The sequence below is a fragment of the Serratia sp. JSRIV006 genome (assembly GCF_019968685.1).
GTDB classification, from domain to species: Bacteria; Pseudomonadota; Gammaproteobacteria; order Enterobacterales; family Enterobacteriaceae; genus Chania; species Chania fonticola_B.
Window position 1 is genome coordinate 5,361,642 of sequence record NZ_CP074137.1, and the last position, 17,366, is coordinate 5,379,007.

Genomic DNA, 17,366 nt, shown 5'->3' on the forward strand with positions numbered 1-17,366 from the left:
CGCGGAATTCCGCGCCTTTTCTATTTTTGGCTGATTTGCACTTGAGGTTGGTTTGAATTCGTGGCTGACTTGCACTTGTGGTCAATTTGTAGGGGCGCTGCATGCTGCGCCCGTTAATATTGACCAGGCCACAATGCTGCGGCCTTAAGTCAGGATATCAGGCGTTCTCTTTGGCTGGCGGATTCCCGCTGGAAGTTTCTTTCTTCTCGATCGGTATTGGGAGATAGGCTCGGATACGCAGCCCACCACGCTCGCTGGTGCCGATATCCAGCACGCCAGCATGAGCGTCAATGATGCGCTGCACGATCGCCAGCCCTAGCCCGGTGCCGCTGGTGCTACGCGCACTGTCGCCGCGCACAAAAGGTTGGAACAGGTGCTTCAGCTCTTCCGGCTTGATACCGGGGCCATCATCCTCCACCTGGAACCAGCCGCGCTGCAGTTCTCGCCCGCTGCTGACCTTGATCCAGCCGTTGCCATAGCGCGCCGCATTCACCACCATATTCACCACCGCACGTTTGATCGAGAGCGGATGCACATCCACCATCAGCTCACCCGGCAGAATATCGGTTTCAATCACCCGCTCGTAGCCACTTTCGGTGGCCACCACTTCGCCCAGAATGGAATTCAAATCGCAAATTTCGGTTTGCATCTCCTGGCCGGTACGCAGGTAATCAATAAACTGTTCGATGATGGCGTTACATTCTTCGATATCTTTATTGATCGACTCCGCCAGATAACCGTCTTGCTCGCTCATCATTTCCGTCGCCAGACGGATACGCGTCAACGGCGTGCGCAGGTCATGACTGACCCCCGCCATCAGCAGCGTGCGATCGTCGGCCAGCAACTTCACCCCAGAGGCCATCTGGTTGAAGGCCCGGGTTACCGAGCGCACCTCAGAGGCACCATACTCACGTAGCGGCGGCGGAATAATGCCTTTGCCTACCTGCAAGGCGGCGTGCTCCAGCTCCACCAGAGGGCGGTTCTGAATGCGGATAAATAGCCAGGCGCCGCCTATCGCCAGCAGCATAATCGCCAGGGTGTAGCGGAACAGCGGCGAAAAATCGCCTTGATGGATTTCGGTCAGCGGGACGCGCACCCAGATATCCGGCTGCAACCAGGTTTTCAGCCAGACCACCGGGGAGTTTTTATTCACCTCGACGCGGACGTCGGTCGGGCCACCCAGTTGCTGCGCCATCTGCTGACTAAGGAACTGGTAGTGTTGTGCCCAGCGCAGGCCGCTCTCTTCAGCAGCCGCGTTGGTATAAAGCGAAATGCCCAGCTCGCGGTAGATCTCGCGGCGGAACGCTGGCGGCACCTCAAGCAAGGTACCGTCCTCCAGTTGCAGCCGATCGGTCATCAGCATACGAACTTCGTACGCCAATACCTTATTGAACTGCTGCAGACTGGGCAGGATGGCGAAGTTAAGCACCACCAGATAGGTCGTCACCAGGCTGACGAACAGCAAGGTGACGATCAACAGCAAAGTTCGGGCAAACGAGCTACGCGGTGAAAAGCGTAATCGCCTCATGCCTTACTGCCGTCCGGGACGAAGACGTAGCCAAGACCCCAAACGGTCTGGATATAGCGTGGATGTGCCGGATCTTCTTCGACCATGCGGCGCAGGCGCGAGATCTGCACGTCGATGGAACGCTCCATCGCGCTGTATTCGCGGCCACGGGCCAGATTCATCAGCTTATCGCGCGATAACGGTTCGCGTGGGTGGCTGACCAAGGCTTTCAGCACGGCAAATTCACCGCTGGTTAATGGCATAGGCTCATCTTCACGGAACATCTCGCGCGTGCCGAGGTTCAGTTTGAATTTACCAAAGGCTATCACCGCCTCTTCCTGAGAAGGCGCACCCGGCAGTTCGTTGGCCTGACGGCGCAGCACGGCACGGATACGGGCAAGCAGTTCACGCGGGTTGAACGGCTTAGGGATATAGTCATCGGCACCGATTTCCAGCCCGACGATACGGTCCACTTCTTCACCCTTCGCGGTCACCATAATGATCGGCATCGGGTTGCTTTGACTGCGCAGGCGGCGGCAAATGGATAGCCCATCCTCACCCGGCAACATCAGGTCTAATACCATCAGATGGAAAGACTCACGCGTCAGCAAACGATCCATTTGCTCAGCGTTGGCAACGCTGCGAACCTGGAAGCCCTGTTCGGTTAAGTAACGCTCTAAAAGCGCGCGCAGGCGCATGTCATCATCGACGACCAGAATCTTGTGATTCTCTTGCATTGTCTGACTCCCAAAGGCTGTATTGCCTGATTCTAGACTGTGGCCCGCACTTATGCATTGGCACCGCTGGCGGCTATTTGGCAACAGCCTCGTATTGTTCAAAAACTCCATCATTACTGACAGCGTTTAATGGTATATATTCTAGCCGAAATTGTTACAAAGCTTATTCTTTTGCCCAAATATCAACAATTTTCACTTAAACCGGAGCGGCAAATCGGTAAACAACTTCCCGCTGCGTATGATGTACACTCTTGGCAGAAAACCGCAAGACTGGCGAATTGGCAGTGTACCTCAGGTTTATAAAAAAAACGCCAACGGATATGGTGGCCGCTTTATGCGAGAATGCCACTGCTCCTGTGATTTGATGATGGATGACGATGAAAACATTGCTGATCACCCGTGAGGGTTACAACAAGCTCAAAAAAGAATTGGATTTTCTGTGGCGTGAAGACCGCCCGGAAGTGACCAAGAAAGTCACCTGGGCCGCCAGCCTGGGCGACCGAAGTGAAAACGCCGATTACCAATACAATAAGAAGCGGCTGCGTGAGATCGATCGTCGAGTACGTTATCTCACCAAGTGCCTTGAGCAACTGAAAATTGTCGATTATTCGCCGCAGCAGGCGGGCAAGGTGTTCTTTGGGGCCTGGGTAGAGATCGAGAATGACGATGGCGATACCAAACGCTTTCGCATCGTGGGTTACGACGAAATCTTTGGCCGTAAAGACTACATCTCCATCGACTCACCCATGGCTCGCGCCTTGCTGAAAAAAGAGGTGGGAGATACGGCTACGGTTGAGACCCCGGCAGGTATTGCCTACTGGACGGTCAACGAGATCGAATATATCAAAGACGAAGAATAGTTGAGACCTTAGGGGCGCCGCATGCTGCGCCCATCAAAACCTCGGCCCTCTGGACTGGCATTTTCCCCCTGCAAAACGTATAACTATCCCCCTATCGATTATCGCTGCTAACAGATACCTGACTTATGACTGATCCACTGAGCCGCATTATTGCAACCGAACTGCAGGCCCGCCCGGAGCAAGTTGACTCCGCCATCCGTCTGCTGGATGAAGGTAATACCGTGCCGTTTATCGCACGCTATCGTAAGGAAGTCACCGGGGGCCTGGATGATACCCAACTGCGTCAGTTGGAGACTCGTCTGGGCTATCTGCGTGAACTGGAAGATCGCCGCCAAACCATTCTCAAGTCCATTGAAGATCAGGGTAAACTGACCGAGCAGTTAGCGGGGGCAATCAACGCCACGCAAAGCAAAACCGAACTCGAAGACCTTTACTTGCCCTACAAACCGAAACGCCGCACCCGTGGGCAGATCGCTATTGAAGCTGGTCTGGAACCGCTGGCAGACTCCCTGTGGCAAGATCCGCAACAGCAGCCAGAGCAACTGGCCGAAGGGTTTGTCGATGCAGAGAAGGGTGTGGCAGACGTCAAAGCGGCGCTGGACGGCGCACGCTACATCCTGATGGAACGCTTTGCCGAAGACGCTGCCCTGCTGGCCAAGGTGCGTGACTACCTGTGGAAAAACGCCCATCTGGTGTCCAAGGTTGTCGAGGGAAAAGAAGAGGAAGGCGCGAAATTCCGTGACTACTTCGATCACCACGAACCAATTGCGCAAGTGCCTTCGCACCGTGCGCTGGCGATGTTCCGTGGCCGCAATGAAGGCGTGCTGCAACTGGCGCTGAACGCCGATCCGCAGTTTGAAGAAACCCCGCGTGAAAGCCAGGGCGAGCTGATTATCACCAACCATCTCAACCTGCGCCTGAACAACGCGCCGGCAGATGCCTGGCGTAAATCCGTGGTTAACTGGACGTGGCGTATCAAGGTGTTGCTGCATCTGGAAACCGAGCTGATGAGTACCCTGCGTGAGCGCGCGGAAGACGAAGCGATCAACGTTTTCGCCCGCAACATGCACGATTTGCTGATGGCCGCTCCGGCCGGTATGCGCGCCACCATGGGCCTGGATCCAGGCCTGCGCACCGGCGTTAAAGTGGCGGTGGTAGATGCCACCGGCAAGCTGGTTGCCACCGATACCGTCTATCCGCACACCGGGCAGGCAGCCAAAGCCGCTGCGGTCGTTGCCGCGCTGTGTATCAAACACAAGGTTGAGCTGGTTGCCATCGGTAACGGCACCGCATCCCGCGAGACCGAGCGTTTCTTTGCCGAGCTGCAACAGCAGTTCCCAGACGTTAAAGCCCAGAAAGTGATCGTCAGCGAGGCCGGAGCTTCGGTGTATTCCGCTTCCGAGCTGGCCGCGTTGGAGTTCCCAAACCTGGACGTTTCGCTGCGCGGTGCGGTTTCCATCGCCCGCCGTCTGCAAGATCCGTTGGCGGAACTGGTGAAAATCGATCCGAAATCTATCGGCGTGGGCCAATACCAACACGACGTCAGCCAAAGCCAGTTAGCCAAGAAACTGGACTCGGTGGTGGAAGACTGTGTGAACGCCGTTGGCGTTGATCTGAACACCGCCTCCGTGCCGCTGCTGACCCGTGTAGCTGGTCTGACACGCATGATGGCGCAGAATATCGTCACCTGGCGTGATGAGAATGGCCGCTTCAGCAATCGTGAACAGCTGCTGAAAGTGAGCCGTTTGGGGCCAAAAGCCTTCGAGCAATGCGCGGGCTTCCTACGCATCAACCACGGCGATAACCCGCTGGATGCGTCAACCGTTCACCCGGAAACCTACCCGGTGGTGGAACGCATTCTGGCCGCAACCCGCCAGGCTCTGCAAGATTTGATGGGCAACCCGAGCGCGGTACGCAGCCTGAAAGCCAGCGACTTTACCGATGAGAAATTCGGCGTACCAACGGTCACCGACATCCTGAAAGAGCTGGAAAAACCGGGCCGCGACCCACGCCCGGAATTCAAAACGGCTACCTTCGCCGAAGGGGTGGAAACCCTCAACGACCTGCAAGTGGGTATGATCCTGGAAGGTTCGGTCACCAACGTCACTAACTTTGGTGCCTTTGTTGATATCGGCGTCCATCAGGATGGCCTGGTGCACATCTCGTCACTGGCGGACAAGTTCGTTGAAGATCCGCATACCGTGGTAAAAGCCGGTGATATCGTCAAGGTGAAGGTGATGGAGGTGGATCTGCAGCGTAAGCGTATCGCGCTGAGCATGCGCCTGGATGAGCAACCGGGTGAAGGTTCACCACGCCGTGGCGGGGGCAATAATAGCGCTCCAGCTCGCGATAAAAACTCACGCCCAGCGGCTAATAAGCCTAAACCACGCAACAGCACCCCGGCAGGTAACAGCGCTATGGGTGACGCGCTGGCCGCCGCATTTGGCAAGAAATAATGAGCTGAGGGGATAAACCCTTATCCCCTCCTTCGGCTGTCTCTTGATCGGTTCTGCGCTCAAGAGACAGCGCGGATTTATTACGGTCGATGAGATCCATGTATTCAACTATGGACTTCTGGAGTTCGTAGGTAAATTAGTCATCAATCCACTAGCGGGGATGGCATCCCACCTTACATAGCGTCAGCAAAATTGCTCTCTTGATTGACACCAGCCATAGATTACCCAGTAATATGCGGATACTAACAACAAGGAATGTGAAATGAGTCATCAAAATCAGGAAGTGAGCAAGTTTTTAAGCTATGTATTACGCCACCAACCAGAATCTATCGGTTTAGCGCTGGACAGTGAAGGATGGGCAAATCTCGACTCGCTTATCGCCTGTGCAGCTAAAAAGGGTAGGATACTTGACCTGCAGCTACTAAGATCGGTTGTAGAGAACAGCGACAAGAAGCGCTTCTCTATTTCTGATGATGGTGGTTATATCCGCGCTGTACAGGGGCACTCCTCAAAACAGGTTGATATCAGCTATCAGGAACAGACCCCGCCACAGTACCTTTACCATGGCACGGCAACACGTTTTATCGCTTCAATTAATCAAGACGGATTGCTCGCTGGCTCCCGTCAGTATGTGCATCTATCCGCTGATATCACTACAGCGACCGCCGTTGGCCAACGGCATGGCAAGCCTATTGTGTTAACCATTGATGCCCTGGCAATGTACCAAAATGGTTTTAGATTTTATCAGGCTGATAATGGGGTCTGGTTGACGACGGCTGTGCCAGTGAAGTTTATAGGTGAGTGATGGCAGAAATGAAGGCAATTTTGCCAGTTGCCCTTCTAGCGCCACCCCAACAATTTTGACCTACCGCAATAAAATGGCGATTATTTTGCCACCCGATTTCGAGCTATCGCTTAAAGCCCGCACTCCGGTAAAAATACTCCGTTGTTAACACCCTTATTAACACCACCTTTTCAGTTCGTCGATTGTGTCGTAAACACAAATACTTACCCCTCTCATTTACAGCAGGCGATGTTGCCAGATCTGCGCCATAAAACTTTCAGCCACGCCAATAGAGCTACAACTGTTTCATTACCGCAAGAAAATGCACAAACTTGCAACTTAATTAACCTTTTGCACTCATTTGCAGTGCGTTTGGCTTAGTGCTAAAACAGGAGCTGGCAAGGCGTCCATTGCAGATATGACAGCATTTACAATTGCCCATACATTCCGTATTGAATACGATAATTGTTATCACTATGATTCTGTGTATTCATTGCTCTGTTTTTGGCTCGGCGCTCCTGGCCCCATACACCTTTTCACAGGTAGTCTGGGCAGCAAATGTTCTGAAGGTGTCATTCCTGTGGGAATGCTCAACGCATTGAGAAGGCAATATGCAGCTGCTTCCTAAACATACCTATAAAATTACCGGTTTCTCCAGCGAGATTAGCCCGGCCTACCGCCAGAAATTACTGTCGCTTGGCATGCTGCCCGGCTCGCAGTTTGATGTGGTACGCGTGGCACCATTTGGCGATCCGATAGAAATAAAGACTCGCCGCGTTAGCCTGGTACTGCGGAAAAAAGATATAGACCTGATCCTGCTAGATAGCCAAGCGTAACGCGCTGTCCCCGCCTCAGGCAGTTGCCGTGTGCAAACACGGCCGATACTTAATTTACTGATATCACGTTGGTTTATGAAAAAAATCACTATTGGCTTAATCGGTAACCCGAACTCGGGCAAGACGACGCTGTTCAACCAGCTCACCGGAGCACGCCAGCGGGTCGGTAACTGGGCCGGGGTGACGGTTGAGCGTAAAGAGGGCCAGTTTACGACGCCGCAGTCGCAGGTTACGCTGGTTGATTTACCAGGCACCTACTCGCTCACCACCATCTCCGAACAAACCTCGCTGGATGAGCAGATCGCCTGTCACTACATCCTGAGCGGCGATGCGGATATGCTGATCAACGTGGTCGATGCCTCCAATCTGGAACGCAACCTCTACCTGACGCTGCAACTGCTGGAGCTGGGTATTCCGTGCATCGTGGCCTTGAACATGCAAGATATTGCCAAGAGCCAGAATATTGAGATCGATGTCGCCGCCCTGGCCGAGCGCCTTGGCTGCCCGGTGGTATCCATGGTTTCCACCAAGGCCGACGGCATTGGCCTGCTGAAACAGACCATCGACAATCACCGCTTCAATGAGTTAAAAGCGCTGGTAGCCTATCCGCCGCTGCTGTTAGACGAAATCGCTACGCTGACCGAGGCCATGCCTCAACAGTTGCCCACCGAACAACGCCGCTGGCTGGCCCTGCAAATGCTGGAGGGCGACATCTACAGCCATCAGTTAGCCGGGAACGCCACCGATCTGCTGGCTCATTCCAGGCAAGCGCTGCAACAGCAGCAGCAGGAAGATCCCGCGCTGGTAATTGCCGATGCCCGCTACCAGTCGATCGCCACTATCTGCGATGCGGTCAGCAACTCCAAGCTGGCATTGCCAAACCGCCTGACGGAGGTACTGGATCGGGTGATCCTCAACCGCTGGCTGGGGGTGCCGATCTTCCTGCTGGTGATGTACATCATGTTCGTATTGGCGATCAACATCGGTGGCGCACTGCAACCAATCTTCGATCTCGGTTCGGCGGCCATCTTTATTCAGGGCATCCAGTGGATCGGTTATACCCTGCATTTCCCGCAGTGGCTGACCGTCTTCCTGGCGCAGGGCGTGGGGGGCGGTATCAATACCGTGCTGCCGCTGGTTCCCCAGATCGGCATGATGTATCTGTTCCTGTCATTCCTGGAAGACTCCGGCTATATGGCGCGAGCGGCATTTGTGATGGACCGCCTGATGCAGGCGCTCGGGCTGCCGGGTAAATCCTTTGTGCCGCTGATCGTCGGCTTTGGCTGTAACGTGCCGTCCATTATGGGCGCACGCACCTTGGATGCCCCACGTGAACGCCTGATCACCATCATGATGGCCCCCTTTATGTCCTGCGGCGCGCGTTTGGCAATCTTTGCCGTATTCGCCGCGGCCTTCTTCGGCCAGGATGGCGCGGGCGTGGTGTTCTCGCTGTATATGCTCGGCATCGTGGTGGCGATCCTCACCGGCCTGGTGCTGAAATACACCATCATGCGCGGCGAAGCATCACCGTTCGTGATGGAGCTGCCGGTTTATCACGTGCCGCATCTGAAAAGCCTGTTGCTGCAAACCTGGCAACGCCTGAAAGGTTTTGTGCTGCGCGCCGGGAAAGTGATCGTGATTGCCAGCATCTTTATTGGCGGCTTGAACAGCTTCTCGTTCAGCGGGCAGCCGGTAGACAGCATCAATGATTCAGCGCTGGCCTCGGTTTCCAAAGTGCTGACGCCATTATTGCAGCCAATGGGCGTACACAATGATAACTGGCAAGCAACCGTCGGGTTGGTAACCGGGGCGATGGCCAAAGAAGTGGTGGTCGGGACGCTCAACACGCTGTACACCGCAGAGAACATCACCAATGAGCACTTCGATGCCGCCAACTTCAACCTGCTTGATGAGCTCGGCGCCGCCGTCAATGAAACCTGGCAGGGCCTGAAGAGCACCTTCAGCCTGAGCGTACTCTCCAACCCTATCGAAGCCAGCAAGGGTGATGGTGAGATGGGCGTGGGCTCAATGGGCGTTATGAGTAGCAAATTTGGCACTTCAATCTCTGCCTACAGCTATCTGATTTTCGTGTTGCTTTACGTTCCCTGCGTTTCGGTGATGGGCGCTATTGCACGTGAGTCCAGCCGGGGTTGGATGACCTTCTCCATCCTGTGGGGGCTGAACGTGGCCTATTCGCTGGCAACGCTGTTCTATCAGATCGCGACCTTCAGCCAGCATCCGCAATACAGCGCGACAGCGATCCTGATCGTGCTGCTGTTCAATGCGCTGGTACTATTGGGCTTGCGCAAGGCTCGTAGCCGCGTAACGATCCGTTTGCGTAGCACCACCTCGGCGTCCTGTTGTCAAAGTTCGGGTGACTGCCACTAATGGCCAGCCTGCTGCAAATCCGTGATGCGCTTGCCCTTCGGGGCAGCGCTCAGGCGCAACAACTGAGTCAGCAGTTGGCAACGCCCTTGCCATTGGTTGAAGCAATGCTGCAACGTTTGACCGCCATGGGGAAAGTTGAACGTATTGAGCTCGATAGCAGCGAATGCCTGAGCGGCAGCTGTAAGAGTTGCCCAGAAGGGCTGGCTTGTAACACGGTGATTTATCGTTTGAAGGGGTGAATACAGGGGCGCAATAGTTTGCCTGCACCCCCTACTTGAAGATTATTGCTTGTCTTTATACACATCCGCTACGGCGCTGAACTTGCCGTGCTCACGGGCAGCCAGCACGACATAGTATTGGCCCCCTTTCTCATCGGCCAGTTTGGACAATTCATCTTTCAAGTCCATCGGATCGGTGGCCTGTGCTGTTGAAGACACGGTACCAATTTTCTCATACTTGCCTGGGTTCTTATCCAGCTCGTCCTTAGTTAGCAAGGTTGCAGCCATCGAACCGAAAGACACTGAACCTACAATCAACGCCGCAACGATCATCTTCAATGATTTCATGATAATACCTCTCAATGGATAAATTGGATTTTTATGAAAGCGACTCACAACAAATGCGTCATCGAGCTTGGCTACTGCGACGTCTAACAGCTTCGTTGCTTTCCCTGACGAAGCTCCCTCTGCCCAGAAACAAATCGCCAAAGTGAAGATTGATAAGCTTATATTCACCTTGTAGCCACGCATTTACCCCTTCAAGTATCGAACAGGTTTAGTTTTTATCCACTTATTGGTTAAAAATTTACCGTCGTTTTGTGCGTTTATAATCTGTAATCAATGAGATATCGCCGCCAGACCGCGCCATTACTCGGTTGCAACAAATTGATTAATAATGTTAGCGAATGCTTCGGGGTGAGAGATAAACGGCGCATGGGCCGCTTTGGCGATCACCTCCGAGGTGGAGTTTGGCCACAATTCATCCAACAGGCTAGCCACTTTGCGCGGCACCAGCCCGTCGAGGTAACCATAAATACGCAGTACCGGCATCGTCAGTGCCGCCAACGCTTGGCGTTGATCCACCGTACGTAGCATCTCCAGGCCTCCGTTCAGCACCTCAACGCCCGGTATCGGCTGATTAAGCACTACGGTTTTTAACTGGCGCGCATCCTGACGAGCGCTTTCCGTGCCCAACGTTTGCAACGCCAGAAAACGTTCCACGGTGCGCTGGAAATCATGGCTGAGCTGCTGCTGGAAGCCACTGAGCACCTCCGGGCGGATCCCCGGCCACGGGTCGTGCGCCGTAAAGCAGGGCGAAGAAGCTACGGTGATCAGCCCGGTTACCCGCTCAGGCTGCATAAGGGCGATCTGCCCGGCAACCAATCCACCAAGGGACCACCCCAGCCAATAAGCCTGCTTGGGTGCTGCGGCCAGCAGTATCTCTGCCATCTCCGTTAACGAGACGGCCCCATAGCCCTGGCTGCGGCCATAGCCAGGCAAGTCCACCAGATGTAGGCGAAAATGCGGAGCCAATCGCTCCAATGTGCAACCCCAGACCTCGGCATTCAATCCCCATCCGTGCAGCAGCACAAGATCGCGATCGCCCTCTCCCAGTGTTTTCCAATACAGCTCAGTCATCAGTTATTGTCCTGCTAAAACGGAGGTGACTATGCTACCAATCCACAGCCGCTGTTGGCTATGCCGGCAACCATTACGGCTGATGCAACAGGGTATCTGCAGCTACTGCCTACGCACGTTGCCCGCCAAACCCTGTTGCTGCCCGGTTTGCGGTTTGCCCAGTGGCGCTCCCCATCAGCCTTGCGGACGATGTCTGCAAAAGGCGCCCCCTTGGCAAGCCTTGGTATTTGTTTCGGATTATCGCCCGCCCATCAGCACCCTGGTGAAAAATTTCAAATTCCAGCAGACACCCGCACTGGCTCCCACTCTGGCTCGTTTGATCCTGCTGCACTGGCTGCAGGCGCAGCGAGAGCAACATCTGAACAGACCGGAGGTGATTTTAGCGGTACCCTTGCAGGATAAACGCTGCTGGCGACGTGGCTATAACCAAAGCGAGCTGTTGGCCCTGCCACTGGCCCGCTGGTTGGGCTGCGAATATCGCCCTGCGGCCTTACGCCGCATCAGGGCAACCGCGCCACAACAGCAATTGATAGCGCGCCTGCGGCGGCGTAATCTGCGTGGGGCTTTTCGTTGTGATGAGAACCTGGCAGGAAAACATGTGGCGCTGCTGGATGATGTGGTTACCACTGGCAGCACCATAGCGGAAATCGCTACACTGTTACAGAAGCAGGGCGTCGCATCATTGCAGATTTGGTGCGTTTGCCGCACGTTGTAGTACCACGGCAATGGGCGTATTATAACCTACTATAGAAGTCAACTATTGAGCTAATGCTATGATCCGTATAACAGATGCTGCACAGGAACACTTTGCCAAGCTGTTGGCAAGCCAAGAAGAAGGCACCCAAATCCGCGTATTCGTGATCAATCCGGGTACGCCGACGGCCGAATGCGGTGTCTCTTATTGCCCGCCAGACGCGGTGGAAGCGACAGATACCGAACTCAAGTTCGAGAAGCTGTCCGCTTACGTCGATGAGCTGAGCGCGCCTTATCTGGACGACGCCGAGATCGACTTCGTCACCGATCAGCTCGGCTCACAGCTGACGCTGAAAGCGCCGAACGCCAAAATGCGCAAAGTGGACGACAATGCGCCACTGATGGAGCGCGTTGAGTACGTGCTGCAATCGCAGATCAACCCGCAGTTGGCTGGCCACGGTGGCCGTGTGACGCTGATGGAAATCACCGACGACGCGTTGGCCATCCTGCAGTTCGGCGGCGGTTGCAACGGTTGTTCAATGGTCGACGTGACGCTGAAGGAAGGGATCGAGAAAGAGCTGCTGCAAAAGTTCCCGGAACTGAAAGGCGTGCGCGATCTCACCGAGCACCAGCGCGGCGAACACTCCTACTACTGATAACTGTCAGGGCGCAATTCCGTTTTGCGCCCTGCCTGTCTCCATCGCGGTCGGTAAGCCGCCCCGATGCATTTAGCCTACCGAAACCTTCCTGCGTCGCTTATCCAAATCCTTCAATAAACGGTTGACCTCAGCATCGTCAAACATCGCTTCCAAGGTCTGGCTCAGCTTGCGCCGCCAGTTCGGGTACTGATCGCTGGTGCCGGGAATATTGACCGGTTCCGCCATATCCAGCCAGTCTTCAGGTTGCAGGCCCAGCAGCGCGCTGGCGCTGTCTGCCACATAGCGTTGCAGACCCCGGTTCAGCAACGGGCTCATGCTCAACAACGAGGCTTTCTTGCCGACCTTTTGCGGTACGCAGCCGTAACGATGCAGCCCGTCCAGTAGCCCTTGCTTGGCCCGTTCACGATCGGCAAACAGCTCTTTGAGCACTTCCGCATCCGGGTATAGCCCCAGTTGCTTGCCGAGCGTCAGATCGCCGCTTTGCCAATAGCCACGCAGCGTTGGCAGATCGTGGGTGGTAATGGTCGCCATTGCCTGCACCGGATAAGACTGCGGCGCACGGAACTGCTTCTCCGCATCGTGCTCGAAATACAGCACCTTGTAGGAATAGACGCCGCTATCACGCAGTTTGCCGACGATCTCCACCGGCACGGTCCCTAAATCCTCCCCAATCACCATGCAACGATGGCGCTGACTCTCCAAGGCCAACAACGCCAGCAGATCGTCAACCGGGTATTTCACATAGGCACCGTGATCGGCCGTTTCACCATAAGGGATCCACCATAAACGCAGCATCGCCATCACGTGATCGATACGCAAGGCGCCACAGCTGGTCATGTTGGCCCGCAGCAAATCGATAAACGGCTGATAACCCCGCGCCACCATCACATGCGGATCCATCGGCGGCAGGCCCCAATTTTGCCCCAGCGGCCCGAGAATATCCGGCGGAGCACCCACCGAGGCTTGCATGCAATACAGCTCGCGTTCACACCAGGTTTCCGCCCCGCCCTCTGCCACCCCGACCGCCAGATCGCGGTACAGGCCAATCGGCATCTGGCACTGCTGGCTTTGGCCGAAGCACTCGGCAAACTGGCTGGCCGCCAACCATTGCAGCCACAGGTAGAAGGTAACCTCATCCTCATGCTGCTTACAGAAGGTTTCCACTGCCGGGTCGTTGCCCTGCTGATACTCCTCCGGCCAGGCTGGCCATCCCCACATAGTGCTGTCTTTGGCACTGAGATGGGCATGTAACGCGTCGAACGTTGCCTGCTGATACAGGCTGCTGCCTCCTTCGCCGACGAAGCGCTCAAATTCCTGCTTCAGCGCATCCTGCGGCTTGCGGGCCTGGAAATGCGGGAAAGCCAGCTTCAACGCCGCCAGCTTCAACTGCGTTACCGTGCTGTAGTCCACCAGCTCACTACTACGCGCCTTGGCCAACAGCTTCTGCGTCGCAGCCTTCTGCCACCATTTTTGCGCAGCCTGGCTGAGCTGGAAATCCTCCACCACGTTGACGTCGATATACACCACGTTCAACCAGCGGCGCGAAGACGGGCTATAAGGGCTGGCGCTTTCCGGACTGGCCGGATACAGCGCGTGGATCGGGTTGAGCCCGATAAAGGCGCCGCCGCGTTCACCCACCTCACCGACCATCGCCCGCAGATCGCCAAAGTCGCCAATCCCCCAGTTACGCTCGGAACGCAGCGTGTAGAGCTGTACACAGGCTCCCCACAGCTTCTTGCCGGTCAACAAGGCATCCGGCTCGTAGCAACGCTTGGGGGCGACAATCAGCCGGCAGGCCCATTGCTGCTCCCCCTGTGACAACGTGAGCTGGTGATAACCCAGCGGTAACTTGCCAGGCAGAGTCAGGGTTTTGTGCGCACTGGCACGGCCTTCTTGCTGGCTACCGTCCTCACGCAACAATACCCACTGAAACTCGCCATCTCCCCCCAGCGGCAGCGCCACCGGGTTACCATGATAAAAGACTTTAACCAGCGGCAAGGGAGCCGTTGACGGCTGCAACGACGCCGGGTTCATCGCCGCCAACAGCTTGCGTTTGGTTTCCGGCGAAATCGCCTGGCGTTGGCCGTGGGCATTGATGTAATCGGCAGCAATCCCAGCCTGGGCTGCTACCTGATCGATACCTTTACTCATTCGCACTCCTTAACGCTTGGCTTGCCAAATGCGTTGCTGATAGTCACGGATCGAACGATCCGAGCTGAACATGCCTACGCGCGCGGTGTTAAGGATAGTGCGGCGCGTCCATTCGTCGCGGTCACGATACAGTTTGTCTACCTGCCGTTGAGCTTCGCAGTAGGAAGCAAAGTCCGCCAGCACCAGATACGGATCGCCACCTTCCAACAGGCTGTGCAGCATCATATCGAAGGCGTGCTTGTCACCGTGACTGAATGCGCCGCTGGCCAGTTCATCCAGGATTGCCTTCAGGTGTTTGTCTTTTTTGCGATAGCTCAGCGGATCATAACCCTTGGCCAACAGCGCTTTGACCTGCTCCACGGTGTTGCCGAAAATAAAGATGTTGTCCTCGCCGACCTGCTCGGCGATCTCGACGTTGGCTCCGTCCAGCGTGCCAACGGTCAGTGCGCCGTTCAGCGCCAGCTTCATATTCCCGGTGCCCGACGCTTCTTTACCGGCGGTGGAGATCTGCTCGGAAATGTCCGCCGCCGGGATCATCAGTTCAGCGACGGAAACGCGGTAATCAGGGATGAAGGCCACTTTCAGGCGATCTTTGACGATCGGATCGTTATTGATCTTCTCTGCGGCCTGATTGATCGCATAGATGATGTTCTTCGCCAGGTAATAGCCCGGCGCGGCTTTGGCACCAAACAGGAATACGCGTGGCACGATGTCCAGATCCGGGTTATCCCGCAGCTGGCGATACAGCGAAAGAATGTGCAGCAGGTTCAGATGCTGGCGCTTGTACTCGTGCAGGCGTTTGATCTGCACGTCGAAGATCGCGTCTGGATTGAGCGTCAGCCCCATTACGCTGTGCACGTAGTTGGCGAGGACCACCTTGTTATCGCGTTTAATCTGCTGGTACTTCTCGCGGAAAGCGGCGTCTTCAGCGTATTTTTCCAAGCCCTTCAGCGCATCAAGATCGTTGGCCCACTCCACTTTCAGGGTGGTATCGATCAGGCCTGACAATGCCGGGTTACACTGCTTGAGCCAGCGACGCGGCGTAATACCATTGGTGACGTTGTGGAATTTGTTCGGCCACAGCTGGTGATATTCCGGGAACAGATCTTTTACCACCAGGTCCGAGTGCAGCTGGGCCACACCGTTCACCGCAAAGCCGCTGACCACGCACAGGTTGGCCATGCGCACCTGCTTGTTGTGGTGCACCGCCAGCTTGGCCCACACCGCCTCATCGCCCGGCCAGTGTTGGTCTACCAACCGCTTAAAGTTGGCATTGATCTGCTTGATGATAGAGAAGTGGCGCGGCAGCAGGCTGCGGACCAGTTTCTCATCCCAGCACTCCAGAGCTTCCGGCATCAGGGTGTGGTTGGTGTAGGCAAAGGTCTTGCTGGTGATCGCCCAGGCCGCATCCCAATCCAGTTGGTGCTCATCGAGCAGAATACGCAGCAGCTCTGGAATGGCGATGGTTGGGTGGGTGTCGTTGAGTTGGATCACTTCGTACTTCGGCAACTCTTCAATCTTGCGCCCGGCCAGATGGTGCTTACGCAGAATATCGGCCACCGAGCAGGCACACTGGAAATACTGCTGCATCAGGCGCAGGCGTTTGCCAGCCTGATGGTTGTCATTCGGATAGAGCACTTTGGTCAGCTTGGCGGCTTCTACGCCCTGCTTTTCCGCCTGCAGGAATTTGCCGTCGTTGAAATCCCCCAGATCGAATGGATGACTATGCGTTGCCTGCCACAGTCGCAGCGGCTGAGTGACTCCGTTACGGAAGCCCAGCACCGGCAGATCCCAAGCTTCCCCACGCAGGGTAAACTCCGGGTGCCACAGTTCGCGGCCATCGGCCAGTTTCTCTACCTTACCACCAATCCCGACATCCACGGCCAACGCCGCATTATGGCGGAACCACGGGTAGCTCTCGCGCTGCCAGTTATCCGGCGCCTCTTGCTGATGCCCCTCTTTGAACGACTGACGGAACAGCCCGTATTGATAGTTCAGCCCATAGCCGGTAGCCGGTTGCTCCACCGTGGCCATCGAGTCCAGGAAACAGGCGGCTAAACGCCCCAGGCCACCGTTACCTAACGCCGGATCGGTTTCCTGCTCCAACAGATCGGCCAGCTTGACGTCCTGCTCTGCCAACGCCGCCTCAACGGTGTCATACCAGCCAAGGTTGATCAGGTTATTGGCCGTCAGGCGGCCAATCAGGAATTCCATCGAGATGTAGTTTACATGGCGCAACGACTTGCTGCTTTTACGCGGTGCAGGCTGCGCGGCCAGCTGTTCGGCGAGAGCGGCACTTACGGCCTCCCACCATTGATGCTGAGTCATCTGCTGTGCGGAGCTGAGGCCAAAACGCTGCCACTGACGAGTCAGTGCAGCCAGAAAAACGTCCTTTTTGAGCATAGGCTGTGACATAGGTAAAACTCTCTATCCGGTGTACCCGTCGTCTTTCAAGCGGCAACTTGAGTTCCATTGGGTAGTAAATGGGCCAATTTTTTCACTATCGTGCCGGGGAGAACCCGCAATGGCATCATCCCGCCTGGGGATTAGCTGGGGAGGAGGATTGGGGCGTAGCTGAAACTGTGATCTCAGGCACTTTTTAAGCCCCCTTGCGTGCGGTAAGAAAGCCCATCGATATCACCGGTGAGCATAAAATCG

The 17,366-nt window shown here is 55.6% G+C and carries 14 protein-coding genes; 8 read left to right on the forward strand and 6 right to left on the reverse strand.

Annotated elements, in window-relative coordinates:
* Positions 1-157 precede the first annotated feature (157 nt).
* Together envZ and ompR are read right to left on the reverse strand one after the other, a co-directional pair.
* Positions 158-1,528, reverse strand: coding sequence for a two-component system sensor histidine kinase EnvZ (envZ, locus tag KGP16_RS24850; RefSeq protein WP_094981664.1), 1,371 nt, complete (start codon positions 1,526-1,528; stop codon positions 158-160).
* Positions 1,525-2,244 carry a two-component system response regulator OmpR gene (gene ompR, locus KGP16_RS24855; protein WP_004709363.1) on the reverse strand — a complete coding sequence of 240 codons (720 nt, stop codon included), beginning with the start codon at positions 2,242-2,244 and terminating at the stop codon, positions 1,525-1,527. The genes envZ and ompR overlap by 4 nt, the downstream gene beginning before the upstream one ends.
* A gap of 377 nt (positions 2,245-2,621) precedes the next feature.
* Here ompR and greB point away from each other — a divergent pair, with 377 nt between their 5' ends.
* The 6 genes from greB to KGP16_RS24885 all read left to right on the forward strand — a co-directional run bounded on the left by greB (position 2,622) and on the right by KGP16_RS24885 (position 9,807).
* Positions 2,622-3,104, forward strand: coding sequence for a transcription elongation factor GreB (greB, locus tag KGP16_RS24860; protein ID WP_021181715.1), 483 nt, complete (start codon positions 2,622-2,624; stop codon positions 3,102-3,104).
* A gap of 125 nt (positions 3,105-3,229) precedes the next feature.
* Positions 3,230-5,560 carry a Tex family protein gene (locus tag KGP16_RS24865; protein ID WP_021807455.1) on the forward strand — a complete coding sequence of 777 codons (2,331 nt, stop codon included), beginning with the start codon at positions 3,230-3,232 and terminating at the stop codon, positions 5,558-5,560.
* Between the two features lie 262 nt (positions 5,561-5,822).
* On the forward strand, positions 5,823-6,365 hold the full coding sequence (locus KGP16_RS24870) for an RNA 2'-phosphotransferase (RefSeq protein ID WP_115159399.1): 543 nt from the start codon (positions 5,823-5,825) through the stop codon (positions 6,363-6,365).
* Between the two features lie 590 nt (positions 6,366-6,955).
* Positions 6,956-7,180 carry a ferrous iron transporter A gene (gene feoA / locus KGP16_RS24875; RefSeq protein ID WP_021807451.1) on the forward strand — a complete coding sequence of 75 codons (225 nt, stop codon included), beginning with the start codon at positions 6,956-6,958 and terminating at the stop codon, positions 7,178-7,180.
* A gap of 75 nt (positions 7,181-7,255) precedes the next feature.
* The gene (gene feoB, locus KGP16_RS24880; RefSeq protein ID WP_071681371.1) at positions 7,256-9,568 is read left to right on the forward strand and encodes a Fe(2+) transporter permease subunit FeoB; all 2,313 of its coding nucleotides are present in this window, start codon (positions 7,256-7,258) and stop codon (positions 9,566-9,568) included.
* Positions 9,568-9,807: a FeoC-like transcriptional regulator gene (locus KGP16_RS24885; RefSeq protein WP_021807449.1), complete on the forward strand. Its 240-nt coding sequence runs from the start codon at positions 9,568-9,570 to the stop codon at positions 9,805-9,807. Before feoB ends, KGP16_RS24885 begins: the two co-directional genes overlap by 1 nt.
* Before the next feature lie 42 nt (positions 9,808-9,849).
* Here the strand turns inward: KGP16_RS24885 and KGP16_RS24890 are convergent, their stop codons facing one another.
* Together KGP16_RS24890 and bioH are read right to left on the reverse strand one after the other, a co-directional pair.
* Entirely contained in the window at positions 9,850-10,134 is a 285-nt protein-coding gene (locus KGP16_RS24890; RefSeq protein ID WP_021181721.1) for a YdgH/BhsA/McbA-like domain containing protein, read from the reverse strand.
* Between the two features lie 300 nt (positions 10,135-10,434).
* The gene (gene bioH / locus KGP16_RS24895; RefSeq protein WP_021807448.1) at positions 10,435-11,205 is read right to left on the reverse strand and encodes a pimeloyl-ACP methyl ester esterase BioH; all 771 of its coding nucleotides are present in this window, start codon (positions 11,203-11,205) and stop codon (positions 10,435-10,437) included.
* Between the two features lie 31 nt (positions 11,206-11,236).
* On the opposite strand from bioH, the gene gntX reads away from it, so the two are divergent.
* A complete protein-coding gene (gene gntX / locus KGP16_RS24900) occupies positions 11,237-11,920 on the forward strand; it encodes a DNA utilization protein GntX (RefSeq protein WP_223500501.1) in 684 nt (227 codons plus the stop codon).
* A gap of 58 nt (positions 11,921-11,978) precedes the next feature.
* The gene (gene nfuA, locus KGP16_RS24905) at positions 11,979-12,554 is read left to right on the forward strand and encodes a Fe-S biogenesis protein NfuA (protein ID WP_021181724.1); all 576 of its coding nucleotides are present in this window, start codon (positions 11,979-11,981) and stop codon (positions 12,552-12,554) included.
* Positions 12,555-12,626: 72 nt separating this feature from the next.
* Here the strand turns inward: nfuA and malQ are convergent, their stop codons facing one another.
* Both malQ and malP read right to left on the reverse strand, forming a co-directional pair.
* Positions 12,627-14,708 (reverse strand): 4-alpha-glucanotransferase, encoded by a 2,082-nt coding sequence (malQ, locus tag KGP16_RS24910; protein ID WP_223500502.1) that lies wholly within the window; start codon positions 14,706-14,708, stop codon positions 12,627-12,629.
* Between the two features lie 9 nt (positions 14,709-14,717).
* Positions 14,718-17,123: a maltodextrin phosphorylase gene (gene malP, locus KGP16_RS24915; protein WP_059199448.1), complete on the reverse strand. Its 2,406-nt coding sequence runs from the start codon at positions 17,121-17,123 to the stop codon at positions 14,718-14,720.
* Between the last annotated feature and the right edge of the window lie 243 nt (positions 17,124-17,366).

Coding starts and splice junctions, on each gene's coding strand:
- envZ (WP_094981664.1), bottom strand. CDS start 1,528: ATGAGGCGATTACGCTTTTCACCGCGTAGCTCGTTTGCCCGAACTTTG.
- ompR (WP_004709363.1), bottom strand. CDS start 2,244: ATGCAAGAGAATCACAAGATTCTGGTCGTCGATGATGACATGCGCCTG.
- greB (WP_021181715.1), top strand. CDS start 2,622: ATGAAAACATTGCTGATCACCCGTGAGGGTTACAACAAGCTCAAAAAA.
- KGP16_RS24865 (WP_021807455.1), top strand. CDS start 3,230: ATGACTGATCCACTGAGCCGCATTATTGCAACCGAACTGCAGGCCCGC.
- KGP16_RS24870 (WP_115159399.1), top strand. CDS start 5,823: ATGAGTCATCAAAATCAGGAAGTGAGCAAGTTTTTAAGCTATGTATTA.
- feoA (WP_021807451.1), top strand. CDS start 6,956: ATGCAGCTGCTTCCTAAACATACCTATAAAATTACCGGTTTCTCCAGC.
- feoB (WP_071681371.1), top strand. CDS start 7,256: ATGAAAAAAATCACTATTGGCTTAATCGGTAACCCGAACTCGGGCAAG.
- KGP16_RS24885 (WP_021807449.1), top strand. CDS start 9,568: ATGGCCAGCCTGCTGCAAATCCGTGATGCGCTTGCCCTTCGGGGCAGC.
- KGP16_RS24890 (WP_021181721.1), bottom strand. CDS start 10,134: ATGAAATCATTGAAGATGATCGTTGCGGCGTTGATTGTAGGTTCAGTG.
- bioH (WP_021807448.1), bottom strand. CDS start 11,205: ATGACTGAGCTGTATTGGAAAACACTGGGAGAGGGCGATCGCGATCTT.
- gntX (WP_223500501.1), top strand. CDS start 11,237: ATGCTACCAATCCACAGCCGCTGTTGGCTATGCCGGCAACCATTACGG.
- nfuA (WP_021181724.1), top strand. CDS start 11,979: ATGATCCGTATAACAGATGCTGCACAGGAACACTTTGCCAAGCTGTTG.
- malQ (WP_223500502.1), bottom strand. CDS start 14,708: ATGAGTAAAGGTATCGATCAGGTAGCAGCCCAGGCTGGGATTGCTGCC.
- malP (WP_059199448.1), bottom strand. CDS start 17,123: ATGTCACAGCCTATGCTCAAAAAGGACGTTTTTCTGGCTGCACTGACT.